Below are 17450 nucleotides of genomic sequence, written 5' to 3' on the forward strand. Positions count from 1 at the left end.
AAATGCAGCTGTGACTGTTCCCAGTCCAAATATGGCCGCGTCATAAAAACGAAACCCGAATGGAGCATCCGCCTTTATACAGAAGTCCCACGCGGCACGGAGGAATATAAAGAAATCTATAACCAGCGTACCGCTACGGAGCGCATCAACAACCGCATCCTGAATGATTATGGTCTTCACCGGATGGTACTCCATGGAAAACCACGTTATTCCTTCAGGACCACGATCATTGCTATATGCATCCATTTAGATGCCCGCTTTAAAAAGCGGCAGAATGCGGAATAGCTGATATCTGGCATTTATCCAAATATCCTATCAAAAGACCTCCTGTCGAAGGTCTAAAAATCATGCCCTTCTTTATTCTGTATTCCCTGGATAATCATCACCTCACCTCTCGTTTCCCGATTATTCATTGGCGTTTTTAATTGTTTGAAAATTGTATCAATTGTTTATCAAGTTTCCGAGACCGCTCGATAATAGAATACTACCAAAAACCTGACACGATGCGTCAATATTTATTATAATCATTTTTCTTCCCATTATCAACCAAGCGAGCATATATGATTTTTTTATCTCGTAACTTGTAGTTTCTACTCAAACGGCCACATAATTTTTACCACCCGAAAAACAATGATGGTAACGATTTTCCTCATTGCAGTGCCTATATTTCAGCCACTTTTTCCTTAAAAAAGAGAGCAAGAAACTTTATATACCTGCTCTCCAATTTCAGTTCTTTATGCGTTACATCTATGCGTAAATGATTTCCGTTTCCACAATCTCCCCTGCACAAGCCCTTATATTATTAAGGCGTCCTGTCCATTCCAAGGCATTTTTTGCCTTTAGCTGTTCCGTTATGCCAACCTGCTGTCTTAAACACATTTTTGAGTTTTCTCCTTATCTGGCTTCATTCATTACTGATTGACAAATAAATAGTCCGGTGCTATGCTAAATGACAACAGGGAGCTTGTGAAGCAGGCTGAGAGGAAGTAATCAAACTTCGACCTATCGCACCTGATTTGGGTAATGCCAACGTAGGGAAATATGAGACATGTATGTGTATTAAATGCATAATTTAAGTCCATATCCCGCGCGGTATGGGCTTTTTTCAGCCTTCCCCGCGGTTCGGACATATGAGGGCTTTAGAGCTGTGCAGGCAATACGCCGCTGTACCAGAGAATATGCCTCTCTACCAGGAAGATAGGCGGGCTCCGAGTAAAAAACATGGAGGTATGACTATGACTATGAAAGTAAACATTAAGAAACTGGCGGTAAGCGCCATGCTGACAGCGGTGGCCGTGTCTTTATCCGGCTTTTCCATCCCCATAGGGGCATCCAAATGTTTTCCGATTCAGCACCTTGCCAATGTATTGGCCGGCGTATTTCTTGGGCCGTGGTATGGCGTGGGTATGGCGTTCTGCACATCGTTTATCAGGAATCTGATGGGGACGGGCAGTCTGCTGGCATTTCCGGGAAGTATGGTGGGAGCATTTTTAGGAGGGTATCTGTACCAGCGTTTCGGCAGGCTGACACTGGCCTACTTTGGGGAAGTGTTTGGCACCGGCATACTGGGCGGAATGCTCTGCTATCCGGTGGCCACACTGGTTATGGGGAAGGAAGCGGCCATTTTTGCCTATGTAATCCCATTCCTTATGAGCACCATGTGCGGCACGGTCATTGCCGCGTTCCTGATTGGGGTGCTGTATAAGTCCGGCGCGTTTCAGTATATGAGGCGGATGCTGGATCTGGATGTACAGACCGGCAAAGCCATGGGAAGATAACAGGAAAAAGGATAAATCAGATGACGCAGAGACAATGGATGAAGGACTTAAGGGAGCGCTCTCCCAGGGTCCACTGTATAACCAATTATGTTACGGCAGGGGATGTGGCCAATATGGTGCTGGCCGCAGGCGGTTCCCCTGTTATGGCCCAGGGGCTGGATGAGGTGGAGGACGTTACCTCCATCTGCAGCAGCCTTGTCCTTAATCTGGGAACCCTGGAAGAAAAAACCATACCGGCCATGGAGGCAGCGGGAAGAAAAGCTGCCGTTCTGGGCCTTCCCGTTATCCTGGACCCGGTAGGAGTCACTGCATCACGGTTTCGCAGACAGACAGCCATTGATATGATCCGGAAGGCCGCTCCTTCTGTCATCCGGGGAAATGAGGCGGAAATCCGGGCCCTGAACCAGGAACTGAGGGGACATGAGGCGGGAAATACCTGCGGCGTGGATTCGGGAACCTTTGGTACGATTGAGAGCCGCCTGGAAACCGCCTGTTCCCTGAGGGACCTTACAGGCGCGGTTGTGGTCATGACCGGGGAAGAGGATGTGGTGGCCGGAAAAGAAAGAAGGTTCATTGTCAGAAACGGCCATCCCTGGATGGCCAGAATTACAGGCAGCGGCTGTATGCTGGACGGGCTTATGGGAGCGTTCTGCGGTCTGTATGGGGAACTGGGACCGGACGGCCCTCTGGAAGAAGCTGTGGTCATGGCCCTCAGCGCGCACGGGCTCTGCGGAGAATTGGCGGCCAGAGAGACTGCGGGGAGGGGAGGCGGGACAGGTACATTCCGCATGTATCTGATGGACAAAATGAGCCTTCTGGATGACGAGACACTGGAGAGAGGTAAGAAAATTGAGATTCGATAGAAAACAGCTTTTGATTTATGCAGTAACCGATAAGGTATGGACCGGGAAGCTTTCTCTGGAGGAGCAGGTGGAGGAGGCGTTAAAAGGCGGCGCAACCATGGTTCAGCTCAGGGAAAAGGAACTGGACAAAGGGAATTTTGAGGAAGTGCTGAGAACGGCCTGCGCCATCCGCAAAATCACAGAAAAATATAATGTGCCCCTTATCATAGACGACAATTTGGAGCTGGCCCTGGCCTGTCACGCGGACGGGCTCCATGTGGGGCAGGACGATATGGAGGCATCTGAGGCCAGAAGGCTTTTGGGACCTGACCGTATACTGGGGGTTACGGCAAAAACAGTGGACCAGGCCAGAGCAGCCCAGGCAGCAGGCGCGGATTATCTGGGCAGCGGAGCCATATTCGGCACCAGTACAAAAGCAGATGCGCGGCAATAGGGCGCCTGGCCGGCAGCCATTGTATCAGGCATATTTGGGGCGCCGAATATACGGGAGACAACAGAAAAGCTGGCAGAGGCAATGACGGAGATAGCCGGACTGCCCAGGCGGGACCTCAGGGCGGGATCAGTGTAAGAAAATGAGAAAAATATAAAAAACTTTCAAGAAAACCATTGACATTTGAAAATAGGCTGATTATAATGAGTTCAACATTCAACAAAACATAAAAAACTGTTGAGTAGGAGTAAGTAAGATTGTAATTCCAGGCGCAGAGAGCTTCCGGCCGGTGTAAGGGAGCATTGGATTAGAGTCTGAATGGACCTGCGAGGGCAGCTGGAAACCAGGGGCATAGAGATATGGCTGATGGGAGTATGGGCTGACGGGTATCCCACCGTTACCAGGGAGAACGCATGATGGTGCGTTGCAGAGCGGGCGTATTTTATTTCTTTGTTCGATGACACAGCATCAGGTTAAATTTAACTTGATGCTTTTTTATTTCCCAGACCGGAGGATGGCGGGGAACGTGCAGGACATGGAAAGCGCCAACCAGGGTGGTACCGCAGAAGCCGGAAGAAGCTTTTGTCCCTGTTGATTACAGATGTAGTCGGCAGGGATAAGGGCTTCTTTTTTTGATGAATGTGACGCCCGGACCCGGGAATGGTGAAAGGTTTAGAATAAACAGCCGGCAAGAAGGAAAGGAGTTAAGGTAAATGATAATCCCAGCTTGTGATGAAATATTAAGTCTGTCAGGGGAATACGATATAATTCCCATCTGCCGTGAGATTTACGCGGATGTAGTGACGCCCATAACACTGCTCAGACGTATAGCGGAGCGGAGCAGCCGTTTTTACCTGTTGGAAAGCATAGAGGGCGGCGAAAAATGGGGACGCTACTCCTTTCTCGGATATAATCCGGTGATGCGTGTTACCTGCCGCTGCGGGAAGGTGAAGATTGAGAGCCATGTCAGCCGGTTCCCGTCCAGGGAAATACAGACAGCTCATCCCATGGATGTGCTTCGTGAGATATTGGCACAGTACAAGGCGCCCAGGCTGAAAGGCCAGCCGCCCTTTACCGGTGGATTTGTAGGGTATTTTGCGTATGCAATGATTGAGTACGCAGAGCCCACCCTTCATATCAGCAGAGGCGGGGCCAATGACTTTGACCTGATGCTATTTGACAAGGTCATTGCCTATGACCACCTGAAACAGAAGATTCAGATTGTGGTTAATATGAAAACCGGCAGGACAGAGAGGGCAGGAAGGACGGAACGGGGAAACCGTGAAGAGCAGGAGCGCTGCGAAGGCCGCAAGGGTGGTGAAGGCCGGGAAAATAGGAACACCTCCAGTGGTCTGGAATATTTGATGAAGGAGTATGGAAGGGCCTGTGAGGAAATACAGGAAATGGCTTCCCTTATCAATGATACAACACCTCTTAAGAGGCTGTCCTCGCCGGAGAAACCATCCTTTGTATGCAGTGTTTCCAAAGAAGAGTTCTGCGATACGGTGGAAAAGACAAAGGAGTATATTCTGGACGGGGATATCTTCCAGGCGGTTATATCCAGGCAGTTTACCAGTTCCTATGAAGGCAGTCTGCTGAATGCCTACCGGGTTCTGAGGACTACCAACCCGTCCCCTTACATGGTTTATATGAACATAGACCAGGATGAAATCATCAGCACGTCCCCGGAAACACTGGTCCGCCTTGAAAACAGGCGCCTTACTACATTTCCGGTAGCCGGTTCCCGGCCAAGGGGAGCCGGGGACGAGGAGGACAGAAGGCTGGAGGAAGAACTTCTGGCAGATGAAAAGGAACTTTCCGAGCACAATATGCTGGTGGATTTGGGAAGGAATGATATCGGACGCATTGCTGAGTTCGGGTCTGTGGAGGTGACGGAGTACAAGATGATACACAAGTATTCCAAAATCATGCATATCTGTTCCCAGGTGGAAGGAAATATAAAACCCGGCCTGGACGGCTGTTCGGCGGTGGAGGCCCTGCTTCCGGCAGGCACCCTTTCGGGAGCGCCTAAGATACGGGCATGTGAGATTATAGAAAAACTGGAGTCAGTTCCCCGCGGAATATACGGCGGAGCCCTGGGATACCTGGATTTTACCGGAAACCTGGACACATGTATCGCCATACGCATGGCGGTAAAGCAGGCAGGAAAGGTTACGGTCCAGGCCGGAGGCGGAATCGTGGCGGACAGTGTTCCGGAACTGGAATACGAGGAATCGGCAAATAAAGCCAGGGCCGTCATTCAGGCCATCCTTCAGGCAGGGGAGGTAGATGACAGATGATAGTATTGATTGATAATTATGACAGCTTTTCCTATAACCTGGTACAGATGATTGGGAGCATTGAGCCGGATATACAGGTAGTCCGCAATGACCAGGTAACCGCAGATGACATAGAGAACATGAAGCCAAGCCACCTGATTCTGTCGCCCGGACCGGGATATCCCCGGGATGCTGGTATACTGGAGGAAGCAGTGATGAAGCTGAAGGGAAAAATGCCCATACTGGGCGTGTGCCTGGGCCATCAGGGAATATGCGAGGCATTCGGCGGAACCATTGCCCATGCAAAGAAGCTGATGCACGGCAAGCAGAGCGATATCAGGCTGGACAGTCATATAAAGGATGGGGAGTCCGGCGCTTCAGAAGAGGCGGGAAGAGGATGCAGGTTATTTGAAGGTCTGCCGCCCGTCATACCGGCTGCCAGATATCATTCCCTGTCGGCAGTGCCTGAGAGCCTGCCGGAGGAACTGGAAGTGGTGGCCCTGGATTGTATGGAAGGGGAGGTCATGGCAGTTCAGCACAGGGACTATCCCATATATGGGCTTCAGTTCCATCCTGAATCCATATTGACGCCGGATGGAAGGAAGATACTGGAGAACTTCCTCAATATCCGGAACAGCCGGGGAATGTGATTTGTGAGAGACAAACAAGATAAAAATCAGGAATTGTAAAAAAGATGGTAGAAAAGAGGAGAATGACTATGATACAGAAAGCAATTCACGAATTGGTAGATAATAAGAATCTGGATTTTGAAACAACGAAGGAAGTTATGAATGAAATCATGAGCGGCAGCGCCACCCAGGCGCAGATATCTTCGTTCCTCACAGCGCTGAGGATGAAGGGAGAGACCATTGATGAGATTACGGCCTGCGCCACTGCTATGCGTGATAAGGCGGTAAAGCTGTCGCCGCCCTTTCCGGTGATGGACATTGTGGGAACAGGAGGCGACGAGGTGGGAACCTTTAATATTTCCACCACCAGCGCATTTGTGGCTGCTGCCGGAGGCATACGGGTGGCAAAACATGGAAACCGCAGCGTATCCAGTAAGAGCGGCGCGGCGGATGTGCTGGAGAGGCTGGGGGCAGAGCTGGCTCTGACGGCGGAACAGGCTGAAACTGTCTTAGAGGACACCGGAATGTGTTTCCTGTTTGCGCCGGCATACCATTCTTCCATGAAATACGCGGCTCCTGTGAGGAAAGAAATCGGAATCAGAAGTATTTTTAACATATTAGGCCCCCTGTCCAATCCGGCAGGAGCATCCATGCAGCTGTTAGGTGTGTACAGCCGTGATTTAGTGGAACCGCTGGCGCAGGTGCTGGCTAATCTGGGAGTCACCAGAGGAATGGTGGTATGCGGGGGAGACGGACTGGATGAGGCAACACTTACCGGCCCCACCCATGTATGTGAAATTCGTTACGGGGAGCTTACGGCCTACGATATGACGCCTGAGGAATTGGGCTTAACCGTATGCAAACTGGAAGAACTCATCGGAGGCACGCCTGAGGAAAATGCAAAGATAACAAGAAATATCCTCTCAGGAAGCCTGAAAGGGCCAAAAAGGGACGTGGTGGTTCTGAACGCGGCTATCAGCTTATATCTGGGAATCGACGACTGCACGGTGAAGGACTGCGTGAAGACGGCCCAGGACATCATTGATTCCGGAGCAGCCATAGCTAAGATGGAAGAATTTATCCAGGCAACAAAGAAAGCGGCAGGAGAGGTGAAGGCGTCATGATACTGGATACCATTGCCCGGTCCGCCAGGAAACGGGTGGAGCAGAGGAAACAGGTAAAATCACTGGAACAGATGATGAAGTCAGCCTGCGAGTGCAGAGAGAGAGAAGACATTAAGAGGGAAGGTATTAATAGGGAAGACGGAACAAATGAAGTATATCCCTTTAAGGCGGCGCTGTCTAAGCCGGGAGTCTCCTTTATCTGTGAGGTTAAAAAGGCTTCGCCCTCAAAGGGGCTGATTGCTCCGGATTTTCCTTATGTGGAAATAGCCAGACAGTACCAGGAAGCTGGCGCGGACGCCGTATCCGTATTGACAGAGCCTGAATTCTTTTTAGGAGCTGACCGGTATCTGGAAGAAATCCATGGAGAGATAGGCCTTCCGCTGCTGCGCAAGGATTTTACCGTGGACGAATACCAGATTTATGAGGCAAAGGTGCTGGGAGCCTCCGCTGTCCTGCTGATTTGTTCTCTTTTGGACATGGAACAGCTCAAACGGTATATGGGTATCTGCGGCAGTCTGGGCCTTAGTTCCCTGGTGGAGGCCCACACCGACCAGGAGGTGGCCATGGCAGCAGAGGCAGGAGCCGATATTATTGGAATCAATAACCGTAATCTGGGGACATTTGAGGTGGACTTCACAAACGCCCTGAGGCTCAGGAAGCTGGTGGACCGGGGCACCATATTTGTGGCAGAGAGCGGAATCAGGACGCCTGAGGATATAGAGCTTCTGGCGGAGAACCAGGTAGATGCGGTTCTTGTGGGAGAGACCCTGATGCGGGCGGCAGATAAAAAGAGGGCTCTCAGAGAACTTAAGTCCCGGATTGGGTAGAGCCGGACGTGAACCGGGACAGATAGAGTAAAACATGCAGGGAGATTGATTATGAAAACATGCAGGCTTAAGATTTGCGGTCTGAGCCGGTTTGGAGATATACTGGCGGCCAATGACATCCTGCCGGACTATATCGGCTTTGTATTTGCCGAGAGCAGCCGCAGGGTTACGCCTGATAAGGCCGCTCAGTTAAGGCAGGAGCTGGATAAGAGAATCAAGGCCGTGGGCGTATTTGTCAATGCACCCATGGAGGAGATACTGGAGCTGTCAGGGCACCGGGAAAACGGAAGGGTAATTGACCTGATACAGCTCCACGGAGATGAGGATGAAGCTTACATAAGACAACTGAAAAAATACACCGGCCTGCCGGTAATCAAGGCGGTACGGGTCAGAAGCAGGGAACAGATTTTAATGGCCCAGGAGCTGCCCTGTGATTACCTGCTTCTGGACACCTATACAAAGGGCAGGTACGGAGGCAGCGGCACCCAGTTTGACTGGAACATGATACCAGAGCTTACAAAACCCTATTTCCTGGCAGGCGGCATACATCTGGGCAACATAAGACAGGCTGCATCTTATGGCCCCTACTGCATCGATGTCAGCAGCGCGGTGGAAACAGGGGGCAGGAAGGACAGAAGGAAGATGGAGGAAATGGCCGGGGTCCTGCGGGGAACAGACAGGGCGGCAGGCGTATATTCCAATAACATTTGAGGTGACTGCAATAAAAGAATGTAACAGTTCAGACTGTTACAAAGGAATCGTATTAGAAAAGGAGAAACAGCAATGTCAAGAGGAAGATTTGGAATCCATGGCGGCCAGTTCATACCGGAAACACTGATGAGCGCTGTCACGGAGCTGGAAGAGGCTTATGAGCATTATAAAAAGGATCCCCAGTTCACGGCTGAGTTAAAGTATCTGCTGGAGGAATACACAGGCCGTCCGTCACGTCTCTATTATGCGGAGAAGATGACAAAGGACCTGGGCGGAGCCAGGATTTACCTGAAAAGAGAGGACTTAAACCACACCGGATCCCACAAAATCAATAACGCTCTGGGGCAGGTCCTTCTGGCTAAGAAGATGGGAAAGACCAGGGTTATTGCCGAGACAGGGGCCGGACAGCACGGCGTGGCAACTGCCACCGCGGCAGCCCTTTTGGGACTGGAATGCGAGGTCTACATGGGAAAGGAAGATACGGACCGCCAGGCACTCAATGTATACCGCATGGAGCTGTTAGGGGCTAAGGTACATCCGGTGACCAGCGGAACACAGACATTAAAGGACGCTGTCAATGAGACGCTCAGGGAGTGGACTAACCGTATCTCTGATACACATTATGTCATAGGTTCTGTCATGGGCCCCCATCCCTTTCCCATGATGGTAAGGGATTTCCAGAGTGTTATCGGCAGGGAAATCAAAGAGCAGCTTATGGAGAAAGAAGGAAAGCTTCCTGATATGGTTATAGCCTGTGTGGGCGGCGGAAGCAATGCAATGGGAGCTTTCTATGAATTCATAGATGAAAAGGACGTGAAGCTGGTAGGCTGCGAGGCAGCGGGACTGGGTGTGGAGACAGAGCAGACCGCAGCTACCATAGCAACGGGCCGGCTGGGCATTTTCCATGGCATGAAATCTTATTTCTGCCAGGATGAATATGGACAGATTGCACCGGTGTATTCCATCTCAGCCGGTTTAGATTATCCGGGCATCGGGCCGGAGCACGCGCAGCTGCATGACAGCGGCAGGGCAGTGTATGTGCCTGTGACAGACGATGAGGCGGTGGATTCCTTTGAATATCTGTCACGTATGGAAGGAATCATTCCGGCAGTGGAGAGCGCGCATGCGGTGGCCTATGCCAGGAAGGTGGCTGGCTCCATGGGTAAAGACCAGATTATTGTTATCAATCTTTCCGGCAGGGGAGACAAGGATGTGGCGGCTATTGCCAGATATAAGGGGGTAGAACTCTATGAATAGGATACAGCAGGTTTTTGAGAATAAGAAGGCATTTATACCTTTCATAACAGCAGGCGACCCGGACCTTTCCGTGACAGAAGCCCTTGTGCCTGCAATGGCAGAGGCCGGGGCGGATTTGATTGAGCTGGGGATACCATTTTCCGACCCGGTGGCAGAGGGAATTGTCATCCAGGAAGCTGACCTTCGGGCCCTGGCCTCCGGAACCACCACAGATAAAATATTTGATACGGTGCGACGGATTCGTCAAAAAACAGATGTGCCGCTGGCATTTATGACCTATATCAACCCGGTGTTTGCATACGGTGTGGATAAGTTCATGAAAAATGCCGCTGATTGTGGAATAGACGCCCTGATTGTGCCGGATATGCCCTTTGAAGAGAGGGAGGAACTGCTGCCGGCATGTAAAAAATACGATATGACCCTGATTTATCTGGTGGCGCCCACATCCAGGGAGCGGGCCCAGGCCATAGCCAGGGAATCCGACGGATTTGTGTACTGCGTATCATCCCTTGGAGTCACTGGTGTCCGAAGCGAGATTACCACCAATATTAAGGAAATGGTGGACACCGTAAAGCAGGGCAGGAATGTGCCCTGTGCCATTGGATTCGGCATCTCCACTCCGGAACAGGCCAGGATGATGGCCTCACAGGCAGACGGGGTTATCGTGGGAAGCGCCATTGTGAAAATGGTTGCCAGGTACGGAATAAACTGCGTGGAACCTGTCTGCGATTATGTAAAGCAGATGAAGGCGGCTGTTGGGGTATAGACAGTGCGGACGGGGGAAAATTGACAGACGGAAAAAGCGGCTGCGACAGAGTATGCCGTTAGGCCATACGGAAGACGATTCCATGGACTTTGGGGAAATATTTTGACATCACCAGGCCATCATTTACGGCAATCATGTAAAGGAATTACAGGAGCTGGGCGAAATCGTGGGCTTTGAGGTGGAAGTGTTCGGCTAATATTAAATTTTTAAAACCCCCTTGACATTTCCGGAAAAAAAGGATAAACTCAATGAAAATTCATAATGAATGCGGAACAGCTCGAAAGGGAGTAGTTTAGATATATTGTCAACAACCTCGGTTCCAACGGAACCTGGCAATATATGCCTTTACGGTTACAAGACTTTTATAGTGGTTTGCAGATATGTTACATATCCTGGCAGCCATCCATAGAAGTCTTTTTTTGTGGGTTTCCCGGCGCCGGAGCGTGGCGGATAAATGCTTTTTGCCAGGCACAGGGCATTTTGGCGCAGAGATACGCGCATAATAGACTAAGAACTCATAACGAGGAGGAAAGTACATGAAAGAATGGTATCAACAGACAAAAGAAGAGATACTCAACCAGTTTCAGGTAACGGAACAGGGGCTGACCTCTTCCCGGGCAGAGAAAATCCTGGCTGAGAAGGGAGAGAATGTCCTGGAAGAGGGAAAGCGCAAGAGTACCCTGCAGGTGTTTTTAGAGCAGTTCTGTGACCTGCTGGTGGTTATCCTGATTATTGCAGCCCTTATTTCCATGGTGTCAGGCAATGTGGAGAGCACGGTAGTCATCCTGGCTGTCATCATCCTCAACGCCATCCTGGGCACGGTACAGCATGCAAAGGCTGAGAAATCCCTGGACAGCCTCAAATCCCTGTCATCCCCCAACGCCAAGGTGTTAAGGGACGGACAGAAGGTGGAGATTCCGTCTGCCAAGGTGGTTCCCGGAGACATCCTGTACCTGGAAGCTGGAGATCTGGTGGTGGCTGACGGAAGGATTCTGGAGAATTATTCCCTTCAGGTCAATGAAAGCTCTCTGACAGGAGAGTCCACCAATGTGGATAAGAGCGACGGCACCCTGCACAGCGACTGCGCCCTGGCTGACCGGGCCAATATGGTGTATTCCAGCGGCCTGGTGACTTACGGACGGGCAGTGGTCCTGGTGACTGCCACGGGCATGGACACAGAGATTGGTAAGATTGCAGCCCTGATGAATGCCACCAAGGAAAAAAAGACTCCCCTGCAGGTCAGCCTGGACCAGTTCGGCAGCCGTCTTGCCATGGCCATTATGGTCATATGTGCCCTGGTGTTTCTGCTGAGCCTGTACCGCAAGATGCCTGTCCTGGATTCCCTGATGTTTGCGGTGGCCCTGGCAGTGGCGGCCATACCTGAGGCACTCAGTTCCATTGTAACCATCGTACAGGCCATGGGCACCCAGAAAATGGCAAAGGAGCATGCCATTATCAAGGAGTTAAAGGCCGTGGAGAGCCTGGGCTGTGTCTCTGTCATCTGTTCGGACAAGACCGGTACCCTGACTCAGAATAAGATGACGGTACAGAACATCTACACCAATGGACAGACCATTACCATAGACCAGCTGAACCTGAAGAACCAGCTTCACCGTTATCTTCTCTACGATGCCATACTTACCAACGATTCCTCTATCGTAGACGGAAAAGGCATCGGAGATCCCACAGAGTTTGCACTGGTGGAGATGGGAAGAAAGGCGACCGTGGACGAAAACCTGCTCAGAGAGCTGATGCCCCGTCTGGAGGAGATACCCTTTGACTCAGACAGGAAGCTTATGAGTACCAAATACGAACTTCACGATGTGCCCACCGTACTTACCAAGGGAGCCCTGGATGTGCTTTTAGACCGTACCGTGAAAATCCGTATGGAAGAGGGAATCCGGGACATTACCCGGGAGGATAAGGAGGCCATTCTTCAGAAGAACCTGGAGTTTTCCCAGGAGGGCTTAAGGGTCCTGGCCTTTGGATATAAGGAAGTACCCGAAGACTACACCCTGTCCCTGGACAATGAGAACGACTTCATTTTCCTGGGCCTGATATCCATGATGGATCCCCCAAGGGAGGAATCGAGGGCAGCTGTTGCAGACGCCAAGCGGGCCGGAATTAAGCCTGTTATGATAACCGGCGACCACAAGATAACCGCCACTGCCATCGCAAAGCAGATTGGCATTTTTGAGGACGGCGATATGGCCATGACAGGCCGTGAACTGGACGCTATGTCAGAGGAAGAGCTGGACCGCAAAATTACGGACATATCCGTCTACGCCAGGGTTTCCCCTGAGAACAAAATCCGCATCGTGGATGCATGGCAGAGGCGCGGCTCCATCACGGCCATGACCGGAGACGGAGTCAATGACGCTCCTGCCCTTAAGAAGGCGGACATCGGAGTGGCCATGGGCATCACCGGCACCGAGGTTTCCAAGGATGCGGCAGCCATGATACTGACAGACGATAATTTCGCTACCATCATCAAGGCTGTAGCCAATGGACGAAACGTATACCGCAACATAAAGAATGCCATCAAGTTCCTTCTGTCAGGCAACATGGCGGGTATTCTTTCAGTATTATACACATCCCTGGCAGCCCTGCCCGTGCCGTTTGCACCGGTACACCTGCTGTTTATCAACCTGCTGACCGATTCACTGCCGGCCATAGCAATCGGCATGGAGCCAGCTGAGAAGGATTTATTGTCAGAGGCGCCCAGAGACCCGAAGACAGGCATCCTGACAAAGGATTTCATGACCACCATTCTGACCCAGGGCGGAATCATAGCTGTCTGTACCATGATTGCCTTCCACACAGGCCTCAGAACCGGCAGCGCAGCCACAGCCAGCACCATGGCATTTGCAACCCTGACCCTGGCCCGTCTGTTCCACGGATTCAACTGCCGCAGCAAGCACAACATCTTCAAGCTGGGCTTTTCATCCAACTGGTACAGTCTGGGAGCATTTGCGGCCGGCGTGGTGCTGTTAGGCATTGTCATGTTGGTTCCGTTCATGCAGAACCTGTTCTCCGTAACACCACTGACCCAAGGCCAGATAGTGAATGTCTTTCTCCTGGCCGCAGTACCCACGGTACTGATACAGATGTTTAAGATTATAAGAGATATTAAGCATAGGAAATAATGGGGAGTTGTGGTATAATGTCCACGTAGGCAATGAGCAGTGCAAAAAAAGTGGTGGGCATATATCCGTTGGGAGCTAGCTCGCATAAGTATACATGCCTGCCGCTTTTTTATAGGGCAAATCCCGTGACCGAGCGGCCCAAAGCCCATTCTAAGCTCGTCCTACCCAAAACAAAACCAACCCAAGGAAAGGAGCGGTGTTTAATGGATAAGGTCATAACAGTAAGCCGCGAATTCGGAAGCGGAGGCCGTGAGCTGGGGGTTAAGCTGGCAGAAAAGCTGGACATCCCATTTTACGACAAGGAGTTAATCTCCATGGCTGCGGACGATATCAATATTGCAGAAGAGGCATTTCAAAACTACGATGAGCATATCGTGATTCACGACCCGTTAGACAGGCAGTATTACCATGCTTTTTCTGACATTTACAAGGTTCCCATGTCGGACCAGATTTTCGTGGCCCAGTCCAACGTCATCCGCAGGCTGGCTGCTCACGGTCCATGTGTCATTGTGGGACGGTGTGCGGACATGATTCTGGATGACAGCATTAACCTGTTCATCTACTCCAAGATGAGGGACCGGATTAAGCGTATGCTTAACCTGGAACCAGGTTCTGATGGGAAGGAGATGGAGCGCCGTATCCGGGAGGTGGACCGGAAACGCAAGGAGTATTACCAGTATTACACCGGCAACACATGGGGCCGGGCCCAGAACTACCACTTATGCCTGGACAGCGGGCTGACAGGAGTGGACGGCTGTCTTAGGGCGGTGCTGGCTTATCTTGGGGAAGAGTCAGAGTAAGCCGTAGGACGGGTGTCGGGGTAAGCCATAGGGCAGATGGCGGTACAGGCGTTTCGGTCAAAAGAAGAATCAGGCAGGACATTTTAAATTTCTGATAATTTTAGGAGGCAGAAGATGAAACAGGATATGATTGTAATCCTTGACCTGGGAAGCACAGAGAACACAAAACTGGCCAGGGACATCAGGGAGATGGGAGTGTACAGTGAGATTTATCCCCACGATATTACAGCCAGTGAATTGAAGGAACTTCCCAATGTTAAGGGAATCATCATCAACGGCGGCCCTAACAATGTTGTGGACGGAGTTCCCATTGATGTGCGTCCGGAACTGTATGAAGCAGGATACCCGGTAATGGCGGCAGGCCATGCCGCAGCTGCCTGTGAGCGTTCCATACATAGCTGGGATGAAGCTGACAGCGCCCAGGTTCTCCGTTCCTTTGTGTTCGATACATGTAAGGCCCGGGCTAACTGGAATATGAAGAACTTCATTTCCGACCAGGTGGAATTAATCCGCCAGCAGGTAGGAGACAGGAAGGTGCTTCTGGCTCTATCCGGCGGCGTGGACAGCTCAGTGGTAGCGGCTCTGCTCATCAAAGCCATTGGAAAACAGCTGACCTGCGTCCATGTAAACCATGGCCTTATGAGAAAAGGGGAATCCGAGAGCGTCATTGATGTATTCAAGAACCAGATGGATGCAAACCTGGTATATGTGGATGCCGTAGATCGTTTCCTTGGGAAGCTGGCCGGAGTGGCTGACCCGGAACAGAAGCGCAGGATTATAGGCGCTGAATTTATCCGTGTGTTTGAGGAAGAAGCCAGAAAGCTGGAAGGAATCGAGTTCCTGGCTCAGGGAACCATTTATCCGGACATTGTGGAGAGCGGAACCAAGACAGCCAAGGTGGTAAAATCCCACCATAATGTGGGAGGACTACCTGAGGATTTGAACTTCACCCTGGTAGAGCCGCTGCGCCAGCTGTTCAAGGACGAGGTGCGCGCCTGCGGACTGGAGCTGGGACTGCCTCACAGCATGGTATACCGTCAGCCGTTCCCTGGTCCCGGCTTAGGCGTGCGCTGTCTGGGAGCCATAACCAGAGAACGTCTGGAAGCTGTCAGGGAATCCGACGCCATTCTCCGCGAGGAATTTGCAAACGCCGGCCTGGACAAGACAGTGTGGCAGTATTTTACCATTGTGCCGGACTTTAAATCAGTTGGAGTCAGGGACAATGCGCGCTGCTTTGATTATCCTGTCATCATCCGTGCAGTCAATACAGTGGATGCCATGACTGCCTCCATTGAGCGCATTGATTATGATGTGCTGCAGAAGATTACGGACCGTATATTGAAGGAAGTCAGGAATGTGAACAGGGTGTGCTATGATTTGAGTCCGAAGCCTACGGCTACGATTGAGTGGGAATAAATATATTAAGCTTGCAAAGCCTTGTAAAATGGGCGTTTGCGAGCTTTCTTTATGTCCATTGGTACTGTTTTGGTACTATTTGAACGTTATCAGCACGAGAAAAAACATATTTATACCCACAAAACAAATCGACAATTCTGGTCGCTTGGTGTCGTTCTTCCCCTGAATCTCACAGCGGCATATCGCTCCCATTGGTACGCTCGTCACGGTCAGGGTTCCTCCATTTCCCTGCCGCAAGTCATGGCGCTACATCGCCAGGGAAGCATATCCCACACAGGCCGGTCATTCGATTGGAATAATCCATCGATGAACTAAGCCCATTGTAGAACATTTTTGTGCCTTCTCCCGTATGTCCATAAAGTCGGTAAAACCGTTGAAAATCAGAAATTTCCACGATTATGGAAATGGATGGTATAATGGCAGTAGCGGCGGCAGCAAGCCGCTGGGAAGGGGCGATAGCTTATGAAAAGAAGCATTACCATACAGGAACGGCTAAAGGATTTGCGGGTAGAACGGCATTTGAATCTGGAAGAACTGGCGGCGGCAACCGGCATTTCAAAATCAGCCCTCGGCAGCTATGAAAATGATGATTACAAGGAAATCAACCACGGCAGCCTTGTGACGCTGGCGAAGTTTTACGGTGTGTCTACGGACTATCTGCTGTGTCTGACGGAAAATAGAAATCACCCAAATACAACTTTAACGGAACTGCATTTGAGTGACAGCATGATAGACCTATTAAAAAGTGGGCGTATCAACAACCGGCTTTTATGTGAGATTGCTACCCATGAAAAATTTGTAGAGTTGATGGCAGACACAGAAATCTATGTGGACGGTATGGCTACCATGCGCTTCCATGATATAAATAATTCGCTAGCTGCTGTAAGGGCTATGATACTGGAAGAACATCCCGAAGCTGCCGCAGACCGTTCTCTGAAAATTTTAGAAGCCGGTCAGATAGCAGAGGAAGATTTTTTCTGCCATGTAACACACAAAACATGGGACGCTATTCTTCAAGATGTACGCAAAGCCTATGAAAATGATAGTAAAAGTGCGCCAAATACCACGCCTGCGGATGAATTGATAAAAGAAGTCCGTAAGGCTATGCAATCTTCTGGGGATAAGGTGCAGGAATTTCTGGAAATCTTCTGCAAGGCTTTTCAGCTTAAATATAAGCGGCTCTCGGAAGAAGAAAGAACGACTTTGAAAAAGCTGTTCCGAAAATCTCCGCTGATAAAACAATCCGGCATGAACTTCCGGCGCAAAGGGTGGAAATGAAAACTGCCGTGTGGGGGGGGTTGTCAAGTTAAATGTGTAAGTTTTTCTAAAAATATTTCAGAGAGAGATCTGAGGGGATGGGGGAGAGTCCATGAGCCTGGTTATCAGGATACTTTTAGAGGGTTCTTCTCCACCTTTGTTTTAGG

14 protein-coding genes, 2 pseudogenes and 1 riboswitch are annotated in these 17450 nt (G+C 50.6%); of the genes and pseudogenes, 15 read left to right on the forward strand and 1 reads right to left on the reverse strand.

Annotation, left to right across the window (positions count from 1 at the left end):
• On the forward strand, positions 1-285 hold a 285-nt coding region (locus G614_RS28440), incomplete at its 5' end, for a transposase (RefSeq protein ID WP_044918544.1).
• 462 nt (positions 286-747) lie between these two features.
• On the opposite strand, the pseudogene G614_RS29385 reads toward G614_RS28440, so the two are convergent.
• Positions 748-873: pseudogene (locus tag G614_RS29385) on the reverse strand (TnpV protein); the annotation flags it as partial.
• Between the two features lie 73 nt (positions 874-946).
• Positions 947-1056, forward strand: a riboswitch (TPP riboswitch).
• Between the two features lie 185 nt (positions 1057-1241).
• On the opposite strand from G614_RS29385, the gene thiW reads away from it, so the two are divergent.
• The 14 genes and pseudogenes from thiW to G614_RS0121880 all read left to right on the forward strand — a co-directional run bounded on the left by thiW (position 1242) and on the right by G614_RS0121880 (position 17304).
• Positions 1242-1778 (forward strand): energy coupling factor transporter S component ThiW, encoded by a 537-nt coding sequence (thiW, locus tag G614_RS0121810; RefSeq protein WP_002585578.1) that lies wholly within the window; start codon positions 1242-1244, stop codon positions 1776-1778.
• 20 nt (positions 1779-1798) lie between these two features.
• Positions 1799-2641: a hydroxyethylthiazole kinase gene (thiM, locus tag G614_RS0121815; protein ID WP_027643624.1), complete on the forward strand. Its 843-nt coding sequence runs from the start codon at positions 1799-1801 to the stop codon at positions 2639-2641.
• A pseudogene (gene thiE / locus G614_RS28445) lies at positions 2628-3068 on the forward strand (thiamine phosphate synthase); the annotation flags it as partial. The gene thiM and the pseudogene thiE, both read left to right, overlap by 14 nt.
• 716 nt (positions 3069-3784) lie before the next feature.
• Positions 3785-5371 (forward strand): anthranilate synthase component I family protein, encoded by a 1587-nt coding sequence (locus G614_RS0121830; protein ID WP_027643625.1) that lies wholly within the window; start codon positions 3785-3787, stop codon positions 5369-5371.
• Positions 5368-6000 (forward strand): anthranilate synthase component II, encoded by a 633-nt coding sequence (locus G614_RS0121835; protein WP_027643626.1) that lies wholly within the window; start codon positions 5368-5370, stop codon positions 5998-6000. Before G614_RS0121830 ends, G614_RS0121835 begins: the two co-directional genes overlap by 4 nt.
• 68 nt (positions 6001-6068) lie before the next feature.
• Positions 6069-7103, forward strand: coding sequence for an anthranilate phosphoribosyltransferase (gene trpD, locus G614_RS0121840; RefSeq protein WP_027643627.1), 1035 nt, complete (start codon positions 6069-6071; stop codon positions 7101-7103).
• Positions 7100-7930, forward strand: coding sequence for an indole-3-glycerol phosphate synthase TrpC (gene trpC, locus G614_RS0121845; protein ID WP_027643628.1), 831 nt, complete (start codon positions 7100-7102; stop codon positions 7928-7930). Before trpD ends, trpC begins: the two co-directional genes overlap by 4 nt.
• Before the next feature lie 51 nt (positions 7931-7981).
• Positions 7982-8641 (forward strand): phosphoribosylanthranilate isomerase, encoded by a 660-nt coding sequence (locus tag G614_RS28450; protein ID WP_044918546.1) that lies wholly within the window; start codon positions 7982-7984, stop codon positions 8639-8641.
• Positions 8642-8713: 72 nt separating this feature from the next.
• A complete protein-coding gene (gene trpB / locus G614_RS0121855; protein WP_027643629.1) occupies positions 8714-9898 on the forward strand; it encodes a tryptophan synthase subunit beta in 1185 nt (394 codons plus the stop codon).
• Positions 9891-10664 carry a tryptophan synthase subunit alpha gene (gene trpA, locus G614_RS0121860; protein ID WP_027643630.1) on the forward strand — a complete coding sequence of 258 codons (774 nt, stop codon included), beginning with the start codon at positions 9891-9893 and terminating at the stop codon, positions 10662-10664. Before trpB ends, trpA begins: the two co-directional genes overlap by 8 nt.
• A gap of 536 nt (positions 10665-11200) precedes the next feature.
• Positions 11201-13810: a cation-translocating P-type ATPase gene (locus G614_RS0121865; RefSeq protein WP_027643631.1), complete on the forward strand. Its 2610-nt coding sequence runs from the start codon at positions 11201-11203 to the stop codon at positions 13808-13810.
• A 203-nt stretch (positions 13811-14013) separates the two neighbouring features.
• Entirely contained in the window at positions 14014-14610 is a 597-nt protein-coding gene (locus tag G614_RS0121870; protein WP_027643632.1) for an AAA family ATPase, read from the forward strand.
• Positions 14611-14724: 114 nt separating this feature from the next.
• Complete coding sequence (gene guaA, locus G614_RS0121875; RefSeq protein ID WP_027643633.1) at positions 14725-16026, forward strand: glutamine-hydrolyzing GMP synthase; 1302 nt, start codon at positions 14725-14727, stop codon at positions 16024-16026.
• 462 nt (positions 16027-16488) lie between these two features.
• A complete protein-coding gene (locus G614_RS0121880; RefSeq protein ID WP_027643634.1) occupies positions 16489-17304 on the forward strand; it encodes a helix-turn-helix domain-containing protein in 816 nt (271 codons plus the stop codon).
• Positions 17305-17450 lie beyond the last annotated feature (146 nt).

Origin of the sequence: [Clostridium] clostridioforme AGR2157 (assembly GCF_000424325.1) — a bacterium.
Taxonomy (GTDB): domain Bacteria; phylum Bacillota; class Clostridia; order Lachnospirales; family Lachnospiraceae; genus Enterocloster; species Enterocloster clostridioformis_A.

Bases quoted from the DNA above. Each gene is read 5' to 3' on its own strand.
- thiM (WP_027643624.1), top strand. From the start codon at position 1,799: ATGACGCAGAGACAATGGATGAAGGACTTAAGGGAGCGCTCTCCCAGG.
- G614_RS28450 (WP_044918546.1), top strand. From the start codon at position 7,982: ATGAAAACATGCAGGCTTAAGATTTGCGGTCTGAGCCGGTTTGGAGAT.
- guaA (WP_027643633.1), top strand. From the start codon at position 14,725: ATGAAACAGGATATGATTGTAATCCTTGACCTGGGAAGCACAGAGAAC.
- G614_RS0121870 (WP_027643632.1), top strand. From the start codon at position 14,014: ATGGATAAGGTCATAACAGTAAGCCGCGAATTCGGAAGCGGAGGCCGT.
- G614_RS0121865 (WP_027643631.1), top strand. From the start codon at position 11,201: ATGAAAGAATGGTATCAACAGACAAAAGAAGAGATACTCAACCAGTTT.
- G614_RS0121835 (WP_027643626.1), top strand. From the start codon at position 5,368: ATGATAGTATTGATTGATAATTATGACAGCTTTTCCTATAACCTGGTA.
- trpB (WP_027643629.1), top strand. From the start codon at position 8,714: ATGTCAAGAGGAAGATTTGGAATCCATGGCGGCCAGTTCATACCGGAA.
- trpC (WP_027643628.1), top strand. From the start codon at position 7,100: ATGATACTGGATACCATTGCCCGGTCCGCCAGGAAACGGGTGGAGCAG.
- trpA (WP_027643630.1), top strand. From the start codon at position 9,891: ATGAATAGGATACAGCAGGTTTTTGAGAATAAGAAGGCATTTATACCT.
- G614_RS0121880 (WP_027643634.1), top strand. From the start codon at position 16,489: ATGAAAAGAAGCATTACCATACAGGAACGGCTAAAGGATTTGCGGGTA.
- thiW (WP_002585578.1), top strand. From the start codon at position 1,242: ATGAAAGTAAACATTAAGAAACTGGCGGTAAGCGCCATGCTGACAGCG.
- trpD (WP_027643627.1), top strand. From the start codon at position 6,069: ATGATACAGAAAGCAATTCACGAATTGGTAGATAATAAGAATCTGGAT.
- G614_RS0121830 (WP_027643625.1), top strand. From the start codon at position 3,785: ATGATAATCCCAGCTTGTGATGAAATATTAAGTCTGTCAGGGGAATAC.